This is a genomic window from Streptomyces virginiae, assembly GCF_040638905.1.
GTDB lineage: Bacteria > Actinomycetota > Actinomycetes > Streptomycetales > Streptomycetaceae > Streptomyces > Streptomyces virginiae_B.
Genome location: NZ_JBEZYV010000004.1, coordinates 332,890 through 349,210, shown reverse-complemented (window position 1 = coordinate 349,210; position 16,321 = coordinate 332,890). Strand labels below are relative to the sequence as shown.

Genomic DNA, 16,321 nt, shown 5'->3' with positions numbered 1-16,321 from the left:
CGGTGCGCACCAGGCTGCCCCGCACGGCGACCGGTACCCAGCCCCCTGCGTTTCCTAGGACCGGCGAACCTACTACTGGCGGGGTCAGGCTGACGCCCTCCCGGCCGCACCGCACCCGGCGATACTGGGCGGCATGGACCAGCTTGATCAGCGAGCCTGCCTGGGCGAGTTCCTCCGCTCCCGCCGCGCACGTCTGCGCCCGGAGGACGTGGGCATGACGGACTACGGTCGCCGACGGCGCGTGCCGGGCCTGCGCCGGGAGGAACTGGCCCAGCTGGCAGGGGTGTCGGTCGCGTACTACACGCGGCTGGAGCAGCGCGACGGGCACAACGTGTCGGTGGAGGTGCTGGACGCCATCGCCCGGGCCCTGAGGCTCGACGGGACCGAGCGGGCGCACCTGATGGACCTGGCACGGCCCAAGGCGCGCCGGCGCCGCCAGAGCCGGCGGCCCCAGCAGGTGCGTCCGGCGCTGCGCACGCTGATGGACGCGATGGACGGCGTGCCGGCCTACCTCGTGGGGCACCGTCAGGACGTCATCGGCTGGAACCGGCTGGCGGCGGCGGTCTTCGGGGACTTCGGGGCGCTTCCCGCGGCGGAGCGGAACCTGGTCCGGCTGATGTTCCTGGATCCGGCGACCGCGGAGCTGTACGGGGAGTGGGAGTGCCAGGCGTGCTGGGTCGTCAGCAACCTGCGGCTGTACGCCGGCCAGCACCCGGACGACGAGCGGTTGTCGGCGCTGGTCGGGGAGTTGTCGGTGAAGAACGAGGAGTTCCGGCGGCTGTGGGCGGCGCACACGGTGGCGGACAAGACGCACGGGGTGAAGCTGCTGCGGCACCCGCTGGTGGGCGAGATGCGCCTGACGTTCGAGACGCTGACGCTCCCCGACGATCCGGCGCAGTCCCTGGTCACGTTCCACGCGGAGCCGGGCTCGGCCTCCGAGGACGCCCTGCGCCTGCTGGCCTCCTGGGACGCGCAGGGGACGGCCGGGCGGGCAGCCGAGCGGCCTGCGGAGGCCGCCCGCTTCCCGGGTGCGGCTACAGCTTGATCTGGAAGATGCCGAGGCCGCGCTCGCGCCGGTAGCCGAGCGCCTCGTTCACCGCCCGCATCGGGCCGTTCTCGTCCGCCACCGTGGTGGCGATGCGGCGCAGCCGCGGGTGGCGGGCGGCGGCCTGCGCGACCATGTGCCGTTTCACGGCGCGTCCGAGGCCGTGCCCGCGGTGGGCGGGTACGACCACGGTGTCGTACTGGACGGCGCTCGTGCCCGCAGGATCCGGCAGCACGATCTCCGTGTACGCCGCGACCTCGCCCTCGGGGGTCACCGCCGCGACGGTGCTCAGGTCGCCGCCCCTGTCGAGGATCAGCTGCTGGAGGGTGTGCAGCCGCCGGGCCGTCCACGTCTGGATCCGCTGGTCCATGTCTCCGGTCGGCGCGTCCTCCATGGCTGCGTGGGCGGCGGCCGCGGCGGGCGCCCAGGCGTCGGGGACGAGGCCGTGCCAGGTCAGCAGCTCGTAGCCGGGCGTCTGCGGCCCCCGCACCGGGTCGGCGGCGGCCGGGTCGGCGGCAGACCGGCCCGCGGCAGGCCGGCCCGCGGCAGGCCGGCCCGCGGCAGGCCGGCCCGCGGACGGGACCTCCTGCGCGTACCAGGCCATCGGCAGGACGTTCTCGAAGCCCATCGCCTCCGCGAAGGCCTGGCCGGGACCGCCGAGGTCCACCATGGCCGCGACCGAGGTCCGGCCCTGCGCCATCAGTTCCTCGCGGACCCGCTCCCACAGGGCGGTGCCGACGCCCCGGCGCCGCTCCTCGGGGCGCACCGTCAGCACGTCCAGGAACGCGGTGTGCGTGTTGCCCTCCTCGGTGAACAGGAGCAGGGCCGCCACGCCCGCGCCCTCGCCGGCCGCCCACAGTACGGGCCGGCCGCGCACCGGCGTCACGCACAGCCGCCCGGCGACCTCCACCCGGGAGGGCGGGGGCAGCCGCGGCAGGTCGGCCGCCGCGGCGGCCGTCAGGACCGCCAGCCAGGCGTCCACCTCGGCGTCGGACGGGGGCAGAGCGAGGGAGTGGATCATCATGCTCCGACCCTAGAGCGCCCCCGGACGCGCCACCCCGGGGTTTTCGGCCACCGCAGCACGAGGCCGCCTCCCCGGCCGGACCTCTGGTTGCCTTACCTCTGCCGGGCGACGTCGAACGGGACGGCGGGGAACCCGTGAGGTTCCCCGCCGTCCCGTTCGTGCGAGCCGCGTCCGGTGTCAGGCGGCCGCGCCGGCCTTCCAGTCGGCCCAGCTCATGTTCCAGCCGTTGAGGCCGTTGTCCGGCTTGATGGTCTTGTCCGGGGAGTTGACCACCGTGACGACGTCGCCGATGAGCGAGTTGTCGTAGAACCAGGCGGCCGGCTGGTTCGGGTCGCCCGCGCCCTTGACGTCGTTCAGGCCGACACAGCCGTGGCTGGTGTTGACGCTGCCGAAGATCGAGTCGGCGCCCCAGTAGTTGCCGTGGAGGAACGTACCGGAGTTCGACAGGCGCATCGCGTGCGGGACGTCCTTGATGTCGTACTCGCCCTTGCCGTCGGCGTCGGTGAAGCCGACCGTGGCGCCGTTCATCCGGGTCTCCTTGAACTTCTCGGAGATCACCATCTGACCGTTGTAGGTCGGGTTGGCCGGGGCGCCCGCGGAGATCGGGATGGTCTTGATGACCGCGCCGTCCCGGGTGACCGTCATCTTCTTCGTCTTCGCGTCGACCGTGGAGACCTGGCTGCGGCCGATCTTGAAGGTGACGGTCTTGCTCTGGACGCCCTGGACGCCGGGAGCGCCCGAGACGCCTTCCAGCGCCAGCTTCAGCGTGACGGTGGAGCCCGCCTGCCAGTACTGCTCGGGGCGGAAGTCCAGGCGCTGGGCGCTGAACCAGTGGCCGACGACCTCCTGGCCGCTGCTGGAGGAGACCGAGATGCCCGCCTGGACGGCCTTCTTGTCCTTGATCGCCTTGTTGAAGGTGATCGAGACCGGCATGCCGACGCCGACGGTCTGGCCCTCCTCCGGCACGAACGACGCCACGAAGCTGTTCTCCGGGGAGACGGTCGTGAAGGAGGCGTTCTCGTGCGCCTCCTTGCCGTCGGCGTCCTTGGCGGTCGCCGACAGGGCGTACTTCGTGGAGCGCTTCAGGGCGCCCTTGGGCTTCCAGCTCTTTCCGTCGGCGGATATGTCGCCGGCGACGGCCGAGCCCTCGCTCGTCTTCAGCTCGACCTGGGTGAGCGTGCCGTCGCTGACGGCGACGTTCGCCGAGTCGTTGAGGCCGACGTTGGTCGCGCCGTCCTTCGGCGTGATGGTGATCTTGGCCTTCGAGGCGTCCTTGGCCGCTGCCGCGTCCACGTCCGCCTGGGACTTGCTGGCCTCCCCGTTGCCCTTCGGGTCGCCGCCGCCCTCGTCGTTGCACGCCGAGAGCACCAGTACGCCGCCGAGCACGACGGATATGGCCGCCAGGGCCCTTCTCCGCCGCTTGCTGTCCGTCCTCACACGCCACTCCATCGTTGCCGGATACCCCGAGACCGCCGTCCCGGGGTTGGCCCGGCAGGGGGCCCGGCCCCCTGCCTGGTCCTGACAACGCGTTAACGGCGCCGGCCGGTTCCACATTCCGTTGGGATGTGGGCAACCGCACGGTCAGGCGTTGTCGGGTTCTTCGTCGAAGTCCCCATCTTCCTCGTCGAGGTCCCACTCCATCGACTCGGGGTCGTATTCGACGGGCTCGCTGCTCCAGGAGGCCTGTGCCAGTTCCACCCCGGGGATGTCGACGACCAGGTCAGTGGGGTCGACGAGGTAGGCGAGGGCTTCCGATTCGTCTTCCCGGACGGCGGCCTCCGCATGGCTGCGCTCCTCGTCCGGCATGAACTCGTCGGCCTTGATGTGCTCGAGCGCGGCTCCGGTGAGTGCCTGGGCGTCCGGCACTTCGAGCACCAGATCCACCCGAAGCCGTACATATCGTGATGTCTCAGAAGGATTCATACGACGGAGAGTAAGCCCGCGGAAGCCCTGACTTTCCCACGACCCGCCCCTTTCCGTAGCATCACCGCACACGGCCAATTCGCTGCTGCCACAAGGGGGATCGCACCGTGTCCGCACGGCGACCGCTGCTCACCGCTCTCGGAGCGACCACCCTCCTCGCCGCCCTGTGGTTCGTGCCCTCGGCGGGCGCGACCGCTCCGGAGGCGGCGGGGAGCTCCTCCGGCGTGCCCGGGGGCGCGAACACCGCGGAGGCGGCCGACGGGGCGGCGCGCACCGGAACGATCTCGGGCTCGGCACCTTCCGCTTCCGGCCCGCGGGCGCAGTCCCTCTCGCTCGCCGACACCGGGTCCGTCGACACCACCCCCTACCTCCTGGGCGGCACCTTCTGCCTCGGTGTGGGGGCCGCCTTCGTCACCTACTCGGTACGCCGCCGCCCCGGGGTGTGATCCACGACGGCGAGGGCCGCTCCGGGATCCCTCCCGGGGCGGCCCTCGGCCGTGCGGCAGCGCGGCTGTGTGGCAGTACGGCGGCTGACGACCCGCGTCAGGCGAGCGGACCCGTCACCGGCTCCACCGCGGCGAGCAGCCCGCCGGTACGGACGAACTCGTCGGCGGCGGCCAGGTCGGGGGCGAGGAAGCGGTCCGGCCCGGGACCCTGCACGCCCGCCGCACGGGCGGCGGCGATCGCGGCGAGGCTGGCCGGGGCGGCCGTCAGCCCGTGACGCAGCTCGATGGCGCGGGTGGCGGCGTACAGCTCGATGGCGATGATCCGCGTCAGGTTGTCGACGGCGGTACGCAGCTTGCGTGCGGCCGACCAGCCCATCGAGACGTGGTCCTCCTGCATGGCGGAGGAGGGGATCGAGTCGGCCGAGGCCGGCACCGCGAGCCTCTTCATCTCGCTGACCAGGGCGGCCTGGGTGTACTGGGCGATCATCAGGCCGGAGTCCACGCCGGCGTCGTCCGCGAGGAACGGCGGCAGACCGTGGCTGCGGTTCTTGTCGAGCAGCCGGTCGGTGCGCCGCTCGGCGATGGAGCCGAGGTCGGCGGCCGCGATGGCGAGGAAGTCCAGCACGTAGGCGACCGGGGCGCCGTGGAAGTTGCCGTTGGACTCCACGCGGCCGTCGGGCAGCACCACCGGGTTGTCCACGGCGGAGGCCAGCTCGCGCGAGGCGACCAGGGCGGCGTGCGCCATGGTGTCGCGGCCCGCGCCGGCGACCTGCGGGGCGCAGCGCACGGAGTAGGCGTCCTGCACGCGCGGCGCGGACTCCTCCTGGAAGTGCCCGGTCAGCCCGGAACCCTTCAGCACGGCGGCCATGTTGGCGGCGGAGGCGCCCTGGCCGGGGTGCGGTCGGATGGCGTGCAGCTCGGGCTGGAGGACCTTCTCGGTGCCGAGCAGCGCCTCCAGGGTGAGGGCGGCGGTGATGTCGGCGGACTTGTAGAGCCTGTCGAGGTCGGCGAGGGCCATGACCAGCATGCCGAGCATGCCGTCGGTGCCGTTGAGGAGGGCGAGGCCCTCCTTCTCGCGGAGTTCGACCGGCTCGATACCGTGCTCGGCGAGCAGTTCGCCGGCGGGGCGGACGGTGCCGTCGGGGCCCTCGGCGTCGCCCTCGCCCATGAGCGCGAGCGCGCAGTGGGACAGGGGTGCGAGGTCGCCGGAGCAGCCGAGGGAGCCGTACTCGTGGACGACGGGGGTGATCCCGGCGTTGAGCACGGCGGCCATGGTCTGCGCCACGGAGGGGCGCACGCCGGTGTGGCCGGAGGCGACGGTCTTGAGCCGGAGGAACATCAGCGCGCGGACCACCTCGCGCTCGACGCGCGGGCCCATGCCGGCGGCGTGCGAGCGGACGATGTTGCGCTGGAGCTGGGCGCGCAGCTCGGGACTGATGTGCCGGGAGGCGAGGGCGCCGAACCCGGTGGACACCCCGTAGACCGGCTCGGGCTTGGCGGCCAGCGCGTCGACGATCTCGCGGGCGCGGGCGAGCGCGTCGAGCGCCTCGCCGGACAGCTCGACCCGTGCGTTGCCGCGGGCAACGGCGATGACGTCCTCGGCGGTGGTACCGGACGTCCCCACCACGACAGTGTGCATATCCATATTCAGCACCCTACGGATTGAATCGCTGTATGTCACTAGCTGGAACTGTCACGATCGCGCAGCCTCTGGACCCCTTACGGATTGACCCGCCGGGCAGGCGGGGACGCGGGTCACTGCCGGCCCCGGAAACGCCGCCGCTCCCCCGGGGCCTCCTGGGCGGCGGCGTCCGCCAGCCGCACCACCGCCGTGTCCCGGCCCGCCACCACCGGCGCGGCCGAACGCGCCGCCTTCGCCTTGTACTGGGCGGCGTCCGCGAGGCGGAACAGCCGACGGGAGGACTTCAGCGGCCCGATCGGGTCCCCGGTGGAGGCCACGCCGCAGGCGACGCCCTCACCCAGCTCCAGTTCGGCGGCGCGCGTGCACAGCTCCTCGCTGACCCGGACGACGTCGTCCGCCGGCGGGCCGACCCCGACCAGGCAGAACTCGTCGCCGCCCAGGCGCGCCACCAGGGCCCCCGGCAGCATGGCCCCGCACAGGCTCAGCACCGACCCGAACCGCTCCAGCAGCCGGTCGCCCATCGCGTGCCCGAGGGTGTCGTTGACCTTCTTCAGCCCGTTCAGGTCGCAGACGACGAGACTCACGACGACGCCGGTCCGCCGGTGCTCCTCCAAGGCCTCGTCGAGGCGCATGTCGACCGCCCGGCGGTTGGCGAGCCCGGTCAGCGGATCGGTGAAGGCGAGCCGTCGCGCCTCCTCCAGCCGCTCGTTCTGCGCAAGGCCGGCCGCGACCACGGCGGCGAGCACGGTGGCGAACTCCGCGTCGTCCTCGTCGAAGTCGGGCAGCCCCTCGTCCCGGGCCACGTACAGCTCACCCCAGGCCCGCCCGCTGAGGACGACGGGCGCGACCACGCACGTACCGCGGCCCCGGCGGCGCAGGGCCTCGCCGCGCCGCCCCGGCCGGTCGCCGACGGCGTTCTCGACCCAGGCGTGCGGGCCGCCGCCGCCCACCCACCGCTCGTGCAGGAACTCGGTGACCTCGGGGAAGTCGTGCACCGGGTAGGACTCGTCCTCGGGGAACTCCTCCTCGCCCGCCCGCCGCTCGCCCTCGTTGACGAGGACCCGCAGGCACCCGCGCTCCCGCTCCCACGCGGAGATCGCGGCGAACGAGCCGTCCATCGCCAGGCGCGCGCCCCGCGCGGCCGCACGCACACTGTCGCGCGGCGTGCTCGCCGCGGCCATCGCCTGGGCGAGGCCCACCACGGCTCGCAGCCGCCCGTCAGCTCCCATTACCCCAGGTTAGGGAGTTTTGTCGGATTTTGAGATAATTGGCGCGATTTTCAGCGCAGCCAAGATCACCAGCGGGGGAGGCGGGGGCGGCCGGGCGCACGCGGTGGCCGGCCGCGATTCGGCCCCGCCCCCCGGCCCGGCCACTACTTACTCCCCCGGCCAGTTCGGCTTGCGCTTCTCGTTGAAGGCCGCCACGCCCTCCGCGCGGTCACCGGAGAAGGCGACCGTCCGCCAGGCGGCGTCCTCGATCTCCAGACCGGCCGCCAGGTCCATCCCGTGCCCCAGCCGCAGCGCGCGCTTGGCGGCCCGCAGCCCCACCGGCGAGTTCGCGGCCATCCGCGACGCCAGCGCCAGCGCCTCGGCCGTGTCCCGGCCGGCCGGGACGACGGAGTCCACCAGGCCCAGGGAGAGCGCCTCGGCGGCCTCCACCCGGCGCGCGGTGAAGATCAGCTCGGCGGCCCGCGCCGCACCCACGCGGCGCGGCAGCAGCTGCGTACCGCCGCCGCCCGGGATCACGCCCACCGAGACCTCGGGCAGTCCGACCACCGCGGTCTCGTCGGCGACGATCACGTCGCAGGCCAGGGCCAGCTCGAAGCCGCCGCCCAGCGCGAAACCGTGCACGGCCGCGACGGTGGGCATCGGCAGCTCCAGCACGCCCCCGTACGCCCCGCGCGTGGTCGGCCGCTGCCGCACCAGCTCGGCGTCCGACAGCGAGTTGCGCTCCTTGAGGTCGGCCCCGACGCAGAAGGCCCGCGCCGCCGTGGAGGAGAGCACGACCACCCGTACGGTGCGGTCCGCGGCCAGCGCGGCGCAGGCCGCGCCGATGGCGCGGGCCATGTCGGTCGACACCGCGTTCATGGCCTTGGGGCGGTCGAGGACCAGCTCCGCGACCCCGCCCTCGTGGCGGCGTACCGCCACGAACTCCGACTCGAACTCGGACGCCATAGCACCCTCCCGGTTAACGAACGTTACCCCGGGATATTAGGGGGTGTCCCACCGGTCGGGACGGGCCCGTGGCGCATTGCGGTGCGGTCGTGATGTCGGTAAGCGCGACGGCCGCACGGTCGGGGCCACGCCCGCCGGGGTCACCGGGCCCGCCGGGGCCGCGCCGGGTCAGCGGCGCTTGCGCCGGGTCAGCGGCGCTTGCGCCGGGTCAGCGGCGCTTGCGGCGCGTCAGCGGCGCTTGCGGCGCGTCAGCGGCGCTTGCGGCGCGTCAGCGGCGCTTGCGGCGCGTCAGCGGCGCTTGCGGCGCGTCAGCGACCAGGGCTCCACGACGCCCAGGCCGCGCACCGGCCGCTGCCACATCGGCTGGAGGGCGAACCGGTAGGCCGCGCCCTCGTCGGGCTCCGTCTCCGCCTCCTTCTCCGACACCGGCGCGGCGCCGGTCCGGGACAGCTCCTCCGCCATCGCCCCGTCCACCAGCACGGCGTCCTTGGGGGCTATGGACGTCAGCCGGCTCGCGAGGTTCACCGTGGTCCCGAAGACGTCGCCCATCCGGGTCGTCACCGTGCCGAAGGCGATCCCGACCCGCAGCTCGGGCATCTGCGGGTCCGCCTCCATCGTCTCGATGAGCCGCAGCGCGATCTCCGCCGCCGTGGCCGCGTCGTCGGCGCAGTACAGCACCTCGTCACCCAGCGTCTTGATCAGCCGGCCGCCGTACGCGGCCACCAGGTCCGCCGCGGTCGTCTCGAAGGACTCGACCAGCTCGCCGAGCTCCTCCTCCTCCAGCCGGCGCGTCAGACGGGTGAAGCCCACCAGGTCGGCGAAGCCCACCGCGAGCCGCCGGTCGACCATCTCCTCGTCGTCCGCGACCTGCACCACGCGTCCGGTGGCCGCCGCCAGCTGGCGGCGCCACACGTACACGAGGAATTCCTCCAGCTCCGGCAGGAGCAGCTCGACCAGGGGGTAGGTGACCTCCGTACGGGTCATCCCCGGCTCCGGCGGCTCCGTGAGCCCCTCCAGGAACGAGTCGATCTGCCATTCCGCCAGCCGCGCCGTGGTCTGGCCGGTGGACCGCGCCACCTGCACCGCCATCGGCTCGGACAGCAGTCCGGCCTCCACCAGGCCGGCGAGCCGCCGCAGGGCCAGTACGTCGGCCTCCGTCAGCGCCCGGGCCTGGCCGATGTCGGCGAAGCCCATGGCCCGCCAGAAGCGGGAGGCGAGCTCCATCGACACCCCGGCGCTACGGGCTGCCTGGAACGGCGTGTACCGGCGCTCGGCACCGAGGATCAGCTGCTCCAGGCGGATCGCGAGGGGGTCCGCCGTCGGCTGCACGGTGTGGTCGACCTCGTGGTGCGGAGTGTGCTGGTCGCGCCCGATCGGGGTGCCCGGACCGCTGGGCCCCGGGGCGGACGTGCCGGAAGCAGAGTCGTCGACGGTCAAGGGCCGCCTCCTGTCCATTCCGTGCGCACTGCCCTGCCGAACCGGTTGATCACCACGAGCAGCGGGATCGCCTAAACCATACGGCAGGTGTGCCGTAGCTCACTCCCCTCCCCGGCTTCGATCCGGGTACGGCCCGGGCTCCTCGCGGCGGCGCATGGGGCCGTACGCACCCGAAACGCAGCGATCCGCGCATTTCGCCGCACGCCCGGCCCCACCCCCGTCAGTGCACGGATCGCAGGTGGACGACGTCGCCCGCCCCCACCGCCTCGTGGGTCCCTTCGGCCGTACGGATCACCAGGCGGCCATCGGTGTCGACGGCTTCGGCCGTTCCGGTGAGGGTGCGCCCGCCCGGGAGTTCCGCACGCACGTGCCGGCCGAGGGTGGAGCAGCCCGCCGCGTAGGTCTCCTGGAGGCCGCTGGCCGCCGGGTCGCCGCCGGCGGCGCGCCAGTTCCCGTACCACTCCTCCAGGGACCGCAGCACGGCCCTCAGCAGGGGGTCGCGGTCGGTCACGGTGGCCTTGGCCAGCGCCAGCGATCCGGCGGCGGGCACCGGGAGCTCCTCCTCGGTGAGGGTGACGTTGAGGCCGATCCCGACGACGACGCCGTCCGCGACCCGCTCGGCGAGGATGCCGCCGGTCTTGCGCTCCTCGCCCTCGACGGTGACCAGCAGGTCGTTGGGCCATTTGAGGGCGGTGTCCACGCCGGCGGCCCGGGACAGCCCGGTCGCGGTGGCCACGCCGGCCAGCAGGGTCAGCCACCCCCACTGCTCCTGCGGGACCGCGTCGCCCGGCTTGAACAGGACGGAGAAGAACAGCCCGGACCGGGCGGGAGCCACCCAGCTGCGGTCGAGCCGGCCGCGCCCGGCACTCTGCTCCTCGGCGACGAGCACGGCCCCCTCGGGCAGCTCCGGCGCCCGCGTGGCAAGGTCGGTATTGGTGGACCCGGTGGAGGCGACCACCTCCAGGGAGGTCCACAACCCGTCCCCGGTGACGAGGGCCCGCCGCAGCCCGGCGGCATTGAGCGGCGGCCGCTCCAGGCTCGACCAACGACCTGCGGAAGCTCCGGCTGATGCATCTGATGGCGTCATGCAACCCAATGTAGGTGTGTCAAACGCCGCACTGCCGAGCGCCATGCCCGCCGATACGCTACGCACCAGTAGCCAGCAGTAGTCAATCAATTGACCAGGCAGTTGACACCACGCAGGGAGCCGCGACCCCGATGTCACATCCGTCAGAGCCGATCGACATGCACACCACCGCGGGCAAGATCGCGGATCTGCAGCGCCGCATCGACGAAGCCACCCACGCCGGCTCCGCCCGTGCTGTGGAGAAGCAGCACGCCAAGGGCAAGCTGACGGCGCGTGAGCGGGTTGCCCTACTGCTGGACGAGGGATCCTTCGTCGAGCTGGACGAGTTCGCCCGCCACCGCTCCACCAACTTCGGGCTGGAGAAGACCCGGCCCTACGGCGACGGCGTCGTCACGGGCTACGGCACGGTCGACGGACGCCCCGTCGCCGTGTTCTCGCAGGACTTCACCGTCTTCGGCGGGGCCCTCGGCGAGACCTTCGGCCAGAAGATCATGAAGGTCATGGACTTCGCGCTGAAGACCGGCTGCCCGCTCGTCGGCATCAACGACTCCGGCGGCGCCCGCATCCAGGAGGGCGTCAGCGCGCTGGGCATGTACGGCGAGATCTTCCGCCGCAACGTCCACGCCTCGGGCGTGATCCCGCAGATCAGCCTGGTCGTCGGGCCCTGCGCCGGCGGCGCCGTGTACTCGCCCGCGATCACCGATTTCACGGTGATGGTCGACCAGACCTCGCACATGTTCATCACCGGCCCGGACGTCATCAAGACGGTCACCGGCGAGGACGTCGGCTTCGAGGAGCTGGGCGGTGCGCGCACGCACAACAGCACGTCCGGCGTCGCCCACCACATGGCGGGCGACGAGAAGGACGCCATCGAGTACGTGAAGTCGCTCCTGTCGTACCTCCCGTCGAACAACCTCTCCGAGCCCCCCGCGTTCCCGGAGGAGGCCGACACCGAGGTCTCCGACACCGACCGCGAGCTCGACGTGCTGATCCCGGACAGCGCGAACCAGCCGTACGACATGCACACCGTGATCGAGCACGTGCTGGACGACGCGGAGTTCCTGGAGACGCAGTCGCTCTTCGCGCCGAACATCCTGACCGGCTTCGGCCGCGTCGAGGGCCACCCGGTGGGCGTCGTCGCCAACCAGCCGATGCAGTTCGCCGGCTGCCTGGACATCGACGCCTCCGAGAAGGCGGCCCGCTTCGTGCGGACCTGCGACGCCTTCAACATCCCGGTGCTGACCTTCGTCGACGTTCCGGGCTTCCTCCCGGGCACCGACCAGGAGTACAACGGAATCATCCGGCGCGGCGCCAAGCTGATCTACGCGTACGCCGAGGCCACCGTCCCCCTGATCACCGTCATCACCCGCAAGGCCTTCGGCGGCGCCTACGACGTGATGGGCTCCAAGCACCTCGGCGCGGACCTGAACCTGGCCTGGCCGACCGCGCAGATCGCCGTCATGGGCGCGCAGGGCGCGGTGAACATCCTGCACCGCCGCACGCTCGCCGAGGCCGCTCCCGAGGAGGTGGAGGAGACCCGGACCCGGCTCATCGCCGAGTACGAGGACGCGCTGCTCAACCCGTACACGGCGGCCGAGCGCGGCTACATCGACGCGGTGGCCATGCCGTCCGAGACCCGCGCGCACGTGGTGAAGGGGCTGCGGCAGCTGCGCACCAAGCGGGAGTCCCTGCCGCCGAAGAAGCACGGCAACATCCCCCTCTAGTCCCTCCAGGAGGTCACCGTGGTGATCAAGGTCGTCAAGGGCAATCCGACCCCGGAGGAGCTGGCCGCCGCACTGGCGGTGGTCCAGGCGCGCGCGGCGCTGCTGGCCTCGTCGCAGCCGTCGGGCGCCCCGCAGGTCACGGACGAGTGGTCGACGCCGGCCCGGGTGGCACGGCGGCGGCTGCCGCACCCCGGGCCGCGGGCCTGGGGCCGCACGTACTGGCCCGGGTAGCCGGCATGGGGTGAACGCGGGGCGGCGCTTGAGTACCCGTACTCAGGCGCCGGACCCGCCCCCGGGGCCAGGATCGGAACATGCTCTGGTCCGACCCGAAGAACGAGCCGCCCAAGGACATGCGCGACGCGCAGGCGATGATCCGGCGGCTCACCGTGGTGCTCGCCCTCGCCATGCTCGTGGTGGTCTACGTCCTCGGCGTGAGCCACTTCTGAGCCGCGCCCGGCCCCGCCTACGATGGCGGGCATGACTGCCACGCCCGAGCCCTCGAACGCGCGGGGGCTCGTCCTCGCCTCCGCCTCCCCCGCCCGGCTGAACCTGCTGCGGCAGGCCGGCCTCGCCCCGCACGTGATCGTCAGCGGCTTCGACGAGGACACCCTGGACCACGACGAGCCGGCCCAGCTGGCGCTCGCGCTGGCCGAGGCGAAGGCGGCCGTCGTGGCCGGCCTGGACGAGGCCGCGGGCGCCCTGGTGATCGGCTGCGACTCGGTACTGGAGCTGGACGGCGAGGCGCTGGGCAAACCCGCGGACGCCGCAGAGGCCACCGCGCGCTGGAAGGCGATGCGCGGCCGGGCGGGCGTGCTGCGCACCGGGCACTGCGTGATCGACACGGCGACCGGGCGGCAGGTCTCGGCCACGGCGTCGACGACGGTCCGCTTCGGCGAGCCGACGGACGCGGAGGTCGCGGCGTACGTGGCGAGCGGCGAGCCGCTGCACGTGGCGGGTGCGTTCACCCTGGACGGGCTGTCTGCGCCGTTCATCGACGGCATCGACGGGGATCACGGCAACGTGATCGGCCTGTCCATGCCGCTGCTGCGCTCCCTGCTGGGCGAACTGGGCGTGTCCATCACGGACTTGTGGGCTTGAGCTCCCCGATCGGCGGCGGTGGCGGTGCGTCCTCGACCGGACCGCCGCCGTCACCCTCGCCGCCCTGCCGGGCTGCGGCGGGGTAGAGCGTCAGGATCAGTACGAGCAGACACAGGATCAGCATCAGCGTCGCGAAGGCGGCCCAGCCGACCAGGCCGACGGCGAGCATGCCGAGCACCGCGTGGGTGACGGCCGCGCTGATGAGGACGACGCGGGCGAAGCGGCCCGGCGGGCGGTCGCGCAGCGCCGCGACGGCGGCGAACACGGCGCACAGCACCAGGAAGGCGCCCATGCCGGCGCCCATGGCGTAGGTGGCCTTGGACATGACGTCCGGATCGCTGCCCGCGATGGACATCGACTGGTTGGCCGTGGTCCGGCCCAGCACGATGTGGACGAGCACGAGCACCGCCGCCTCCGCGACGAGCACGATCGCGGCCAGTCCGGCCACGAGTCTTCGCAGCACGATGCGCCCACCCCCCACGTGTCACAAGCCTGTTCGACGCCTGGAGGCTACTAACGGGTAGCGAGTTGGACAAGACATCGGCACATCCCGGTTGCCGCCGGCCGGCGGCCGGCCTGGCCGGCAGGACACCCCCTACGCTTCGCGCCGGAGCAGATCCAGTCGGTACGTCTCGCCGTAGCGGCTCGCGTCCCGGCCGGCGACCTGGACGATCCCCGGAACGGCGCGGAAGACCTCGTGGACCCCCCGTCCCGTCATGACCCCTTCGGGGCCCTCGTGGACCCAGTGCGCGAGCAGCAGATGGCCGCCGGGCCGCAGCCGGGCGCCGATCCGCCGGGCCGCGAGCCGCAGGTCGGCGTCCGACAGGTAGTAGCCCACCTCGGACATGACGACGAGGTCGAGGTCCGCCTCCCCCTCGACCAGGTCCTCGGGCACCCGCAGCGTCGCGAGCGAGACGCCGTCCAGGTCCGCGCAGTGTCCGCGGGCCTGTTCGATCGCCGCTCCGGAGCAGTCGGTGGCGAGCAGCGCGTCGCAGTGCGGCGCCAGGAGCCGGGTCAGGGCGCCCACGCCGCAGCCGATCTCCAGTGCGGAGCCGAAGCGCCCGGCGGGCAGCAGGGACGCGGTGTCGGCGAACTTCTCCCGCTCGGAGGCCTTGTGGAGGGTTCCCCAGGGGTCGGTCCTGGCGCGGTAGGCCTTGTCGAAGTGTGCGGTGGACACCGAGGTGCGGCGGGTGGCGGGCATCAGGGCTCCCGGAGGTGTGCGGTGGCGTCCCCGAGCGGCTCCAGCTCCCAGACCAGCTCGGCCTGCAGGGGGCCGGGCTTGCGCAGGAAGGGGCCGTGGCCGACGGCCACCGGGGCGATTTGCGAGCTGTGGCAGACGATGGCCGCGCGCTTGGCGGCCCATTCGGTGTCGTCGAGGCGGACGTCGTACGCCACCCGCATCCGGTGACGGGCCGCGGTCTCGCGCAGCGCGGCCCCGTACCGGGGGTCACCGGTCAGGCGTTCGACCGCCGCGTCCGTACCCCACCGGCGCACGGCGCCCGTGTAGGGCAGGTCGGCGTACACGTACGGCCGGGGGCCCGCCGGGTCGGTGAGGGCGGCGAGGGCCTGGTCGCGGACGGCCGCGTGGTCCGGCTGGTCGGTGCCGAGCGGTACCAGCACCTTGGTGTCGGGGTGCAGCTCCCGCAGGAGTTCGCTCAGCCCGGTGAGGGGGCCACCGCCCCGGTACGGGCTGTCGGCGTTGGGCAGGGTCAGCTGATCCACCCCCATCAGGGCACAGGCACGCGCGTCCTCCTCCAGGCGCGTGCGGTGGGCCTCCGCTGCCGTGGCGAATCCGCAGCCCGCGTCCCACCAGGAGACGGGCGCCCCCGCGGGCGGGGCGCCGCCGTGGACGGTGACCACGGCGGCGGGGCCGTCCAGCCGGCCGATCAGGCCGGCGACGGAGAGGGCCGCGTCGTCGAAGTGCGGGGAGAGGACCAGCGTGTTCCAGCGCAGCGCTGTCACCGCTCGCCGGCCCCGGGCTGCCGGTCGCCCTCGTGCGTACGGTCCCGGTCGTGCTCCGCGGGGGCGACGCCCGCGGCGGCGAGCAGGAGTCCTGTCGAGGTCTTGCCGAAGGGGCTGGCGATGTACTCGGCGAGGAGCCGGCGGGCCTGTGCCTTGTCCTCCTCGGGGATGGCGTCCGGCAGCGAGAAGGTGGCGTCGGTGCGCTTGAGCTCCTCGACCGCCGCGTAGTACTCGTGGCGCAGCAGTCCCCACACCGCGCCGTCGTGGTGGCGGCCGTCGAGGTAGAAGTACTCGCGCAGGATGCCCTCGAGGGTGAAGCCGACGCCGGTCACCAGGCGGAGCACGTTCTTGTTGTAGAGCGCCGTGGTGAACTGCACGCGGTGGGCGTTGCGGGCGTGGAAGAGGTGGTCGATCAGGAGGTCGAAGGCCTCGGCGCCCAGGCCGCGGCGCCACAGTTCGCGATCTCCGATCGCGCCGCCGAGGACGTATCCGCCGACCGGGCCCTGGGGCTTGAAGTGGACGGCGCCCACGGTGCGGTCCTCGGCGTCGCGGACGGCGAACTGGCGCAGGCCGCCGCTCTGGTCGAGCCGTCGGAACTCCTCGGCGGTGACGACGTCTCCGTCGGTGGCGGCCATGACGGCGGCGGGGGCGTCCGGCCCGAACCACCGTGCCATCAGCTCGTAGTCCTCGTCCCTGGGCCGTTCGAGCCTGACGAGTTTGCCCTGCATGGCGACTCCCTGAGTGAAGGTGCTGGATGGA

Annotated in this window: 18 protein-coding genes; 6 read left to right on the top strand and 12 right to left on the bottom strand. The window is 73.0% G+C overall.

The genetic code is table 11. The features are described from left to right. Nucleotides 1-133: 133 nt before the first annotated feature. Nucleotides 134-1,045, top strand: a complete 912-nt coding sequence (locus AB0F82_RS09510; RefSeq protein WP_356812480.1) for a helix-turn-helix transcriptional regulator — start codon at nucleotides 134-136, stop codon at nucleotides 1,043-1,045. On the opposite strand, the gene AB0F82_RS09505 is transcribed toward AB0F82_RS09510, so the two are convergent. The 3 genes from AB0F82_RS09505 to AB0F82_RS09495 form a co-directional block, all read right to left on the bottom strand. Beyond that, nucleotides 1,035-2,069, bottom strand: coding sequence for a GNAT family N-acetyltransferase (locus tag AB0F82_RS09505; RefSeq protein ID WP_362625280.1), 1,035 nt, complete (start codon nucleotides 2,067-2,069; stop codon nucleotides 1,035-1,037). The two genes, AB0F82_RS09510 and AB0F82_RS09505, sit on opposite strands and share 11 nt — an antisense overlap. Before the next feature lie 177 nt (nucleotides 2,070-2,246). Then, nucleotides 2,247-3,518, bottom strand: coding sequence for a L,D-transpeptidase (locus AB0F82_RS09500; RefSeq protein WP_356812478.1), 1,272 nt, complete (start codon nucleotides 3,516-3,518; stop codon nucleotides 2,247-2,249). A gap of 132 nt (nucleotides 3,519-3,650) precedes the next feature. Further along, the gene (locus AB0F82_RS09495) at nucleotides 3,651-3,944 is read right to left on the bottom strand and encodes a hypothetical protein (RefSeq protein ID WP_030661679.1); all 294 of its coding nucleotides are present in this window, start codon (nucleotides 3,942-3,944) and stop codon (nucleotides 3,651-3,653) included. Between the two features lie 155 nt (nucleotides 3,945-4,099). On the opposite strand from AB0F82_RS09495, the gene AB0F82_RS09490 reads away from it, so the two are divergent. After that, complete coding sequence (locus AB0F82_RS09490; protein WP_362625277.1) at nucleotides 4,100-4,438, top strand: hypothetical protein; 339 nt, start codon at nucleotides 4,100-4,102, stop codon at nucleotides 4,436-4,438. A 97-nt stretch (nucleotides 4,439-4,535) separates the two neighbouring features. Here the strand turns inward: AB0F82_RS09490 and hutH are convergent, their stop codons facing one another. The 5 genes from hutH to AB0F82_RS09465 all read right to left on the bottom strand — a co-directional run bounded on the left by hutH (nucleotide 4,536) and on the right by AB0F82_RS09465 (nucleotide 10,778). After that, nucleotides 4,536-6,077 (bottom strand): histidine ammonia-lyase, encoded by a 1,542-nt coding sequence (gene hutH, locus AB0F82_RS09485; protein WP_030822968.1) that lies wholly within the window; start codon nucleotides 6,075-6,077, stop codon nucleotides 4,536-4,538. A 116-nt stretch (nucleotides 6,078-6,193) separates the two neighbouring features. Beyond that, entirely contained in the window at nucleotides 6,194-7,309 is a 1,116-nt protein-coding gene (locus tag AB0F82_RS09480) for a GGDEF domain-containing protein (protein WP_362625276.1), read from the bottom strand. 147 nt (nucleotides 7,310-7,456) lie between these two features. Next, a complete protein-coding gene (locus AB0F82_RS09475; RefSeq protein WP_362625274.1) occupies nucleotides 7,457-8,254 on the bottom strand; it encodes an enoyl-CoA hydratase/isomerase family protein in 798 nt (265 codons plus the stop codon). Between the two features lie 288 nt (nucleotides 8,255-8,542). Continuing rightward, complete coding sequence (locus tag AB0F82_RS09470; protein WP_356812474.1) at nucleotides 8,543-9,691, bottom strand: adenylate/guanylate cyclase domain-containing protein; 1,149 nt, start codon at nucleotides 9,689-9,691, stop codon at nucleotides 8,543-8,545. A 220-nt stretch (nucleotides 9,692-9,911) separates the two neighbouring features. Continuing rightward, on the bottom strand, nucleotides 9,912-10,778 hold the full coding sequence (locus AB0F82_RS09465; protein WP_356812473.1) for a biotin--[acetyl-CoA-carboxylase] ligase: 867 nt from the start codon (nucleotides 10,776-10,778) through the stop codon (nucleotides 9,912-9,914). Between the two features lie 131 nt (nucleotides 10,779-10,909). Here AB0F82_RS09465 and AB0F82_RS09460 point away from each other — a divergent pair, with 131 nt between their 5' ends. The 4 genes from AB0F82_RS09460 (at nucleotide 10,910) to AB0F82_RS09445 (ending at nucleotide 13,600) form a co-directional block, all read left to right on the top strand. Then, nucleotides 10,910-12,502, top strand: coding sequence for an acyl-CoA carboxylase subunit beta (locus AB0F82_RS09460; protein WP_356812472.1), 1,593 nt, complete (start codon nucleotides 10,910-10,912; stop codon nucleotides 12,500-12,502). Between the two features lie 18 nt (nucleotides 12,503-12,520). Continuing rightward, nucleotides 12,521-12,733: an acyl-CoA carboxylase epsilon subunit gene (locus AB0F82_RS09455; protein ID WP_356812471.1), complete on the top strand. Its 213-nt coding sequence runs from the start codon at nucleotides 12,521-12,523 to the stop codon at nucleotides 12,731-12,733. A gap of 80 nt (nucleotides 12,734-12,813) precedes the next feature. Continuing rightward, entirely contained in the window at nucleotides 12,814-12,948 is a 135-nt protein-coding gene (gene mmpB / locus AB0F82_RS09450; RefSeq protein WP_257856429.1) for a morphogenic membrane protein MmpB, read from the top strand. Nucleotides 12,949-12,970: 22 nt separating this feature from the next. Further along, nucleotides 12,971-13,600: a Maf family protein gene (locus AB0F82_RS09445; RefSeq protein WP_356812470.1), complete on the top strand. Its 630-nt coding sequence runs from the start codon at nucleotides 12,971-12,973 to the stop codon at nucleotides 13,598-13,600. On the opposite strand, the gene AB0F82_RS09440 is transcribed toward AB0F82_RS09445, so the two are convergent. The 4 genes from AB0F82_RS09440 to AB0F82_RS09425 all read right to left on the bottom strand — a co-directional run bounded on the left by AB0F82_RS09440 (nucleotide 13,581) and on the right by AB0F82_RS09425 (nucleotide 16,290). Beyond that, the gene (locus AB0F82_RS09440; protein WP_362625270.1) at nucleotides 13,581-14,063 is read right to left on the bottom strand and encodes a hypothetical protein; all 483 of its coding nucleotides are present in this window, start codon (nucleotides 14,061-14,063) and stop codon (nucleotides 13,581-13,583) included. The genes AB0F82_RS09445 and AB0F82_RS09440 overlap by 20 nt on opposite strands. A 132-nt stretch (nucleotides 14,064-14,195) precedes the next feature. Beyond that, nucleotides 14,196-14,801 (bottom strand): class I SAM-dependent DNA methyltransferase, encoded by a 606-nt coding sequence (locus AB0F82_RS09435; protein ID WP_362625268.1) that lies wholly within the window; start codon nucleotides 14,799-14,801, stop codon nucleotides 14,196-14,198. After that, nucleotides 14,801-15,562, bottom strand: coding sequence for a PIG-L deacetylase family protein (locus AB0F82_RS09430; RefSeq protein WP_362625266.1), 762 nt, complete (start codon nucleotides 15,560-15,562; stop codon nucleotides 14,801-14,803). Before AB0F82_RS09430 ends, AB0F82_RS09435 begins: the two co-directional genes overlap by 1 nt. Continuing rightward, nucleotides 15,559-16,290 (bottom strand): GNAT family N-acetyltransferase, encoded by a 732-nt coding sequence (locus AB0F82_RS09425; protein ID WP_356812466.1) that lies wholly within the window; start codon nucleotides 16,288-16,290, stop codon nucleotides 15,559-15,561. The genes AB0F82_RS09430 and AB0F82_RS09425 overlap by 4 nt, the downstream gene beginning before the upstream one ends. Between the last annotated feature and the right edge of the window lie 31 nt (nucleotides 16,291-16,321).

Excerpts from the sequence above, each read along its gene's own strand:
- AB0F82_RS09510 (WP_356812480.1), top strand. The coding sequence starts at position 134 with ATGGACCAGCTTGATCAGCGAGCCTGCCTGGGCGAGTTCCTCCGCTCC.
- AB0F82_RS09505 (WP_362625280.1), bottom strand. The coding sequence starts at position 2,069 with ATGATGATCCACTCCCTCGCTCTGCCCCCGTCCGACGCCGAGGTGGAC.
- AB0F82_RS09500 (WP_356812478.1), bottom strand. The coding sequence starts at position 3,518 with ATGGAGTGGCGTGTGAGGACGGACAGCAAGCGGCGGAGAAGGGCCCTG.
- hutH (WP_030822968.1), bottom strand. The coding sequence starts at position 6,077 with ATGCACACTGTCGTGGTGGGGACGTCCGGTACCACCGCCGAGGACGTC.
- AB0F82_RS09480 (WP_362625276.1), bottom strand. The coding sequence starts at position 7,309 with ATGGGAGCTGACGGGCGGCTGCGAGCCGTGGTGGGCCTCGCCCAGGCG.
- AB0F82_RS09475 (WP_362625274.1), bottom strand. The coding sequence starts at position 8,254 with ATGGCGTCCGAGTTCGAGTCGGAGTTCGTGGCGGTACGCCGCCACGAG.
- AB0F82_RS09465 (WP_356812473.1), bottom strand. The coding sequence starts at position 10,778 with ATGACGCCATCAGATGCATCAGCCGGAGCTTCCGCAGGTCGTTGGTCG.
- AB0F82_RS09460 (WP_356812472.1), top strand. The coding sequence starts at position 10,910 with ATGTCACATCCGTCAGAGCCGATCGACATGCACACCACCGCGGGCAAG.
- mmpB (WP_257856429.1), top strand. The coding sequence starts at position 12,814 with ATGCTCTGGTCCGACCCGAAGAACGAGCCGCCCAAGGACATGCGCGAC.
- AB0F82_RS09445 (WP_356812470.1), top strand. The coding sequence starts at position 12,971 with ATGGCGGGCATGACTGCCACGCCCGAGCCCTCGAACGCGCGGGGGCTC.
- AB0F82_RS09435 (WP_362625268.1), bottom strand. The coding sequence starts at position 14,801 with ATGCCCGCCACCCGCCGCACCTCGGTGTCCACCGCACACTTCGACAAG.
- AB0F82_RS09425 (WP_356812466.1), bottom strand. The coding sequence starts at position 16,290 with ATGCAGGGCAAACTCGTCAGGCTCGAACGGCCCAGGGACGAGGACTAC.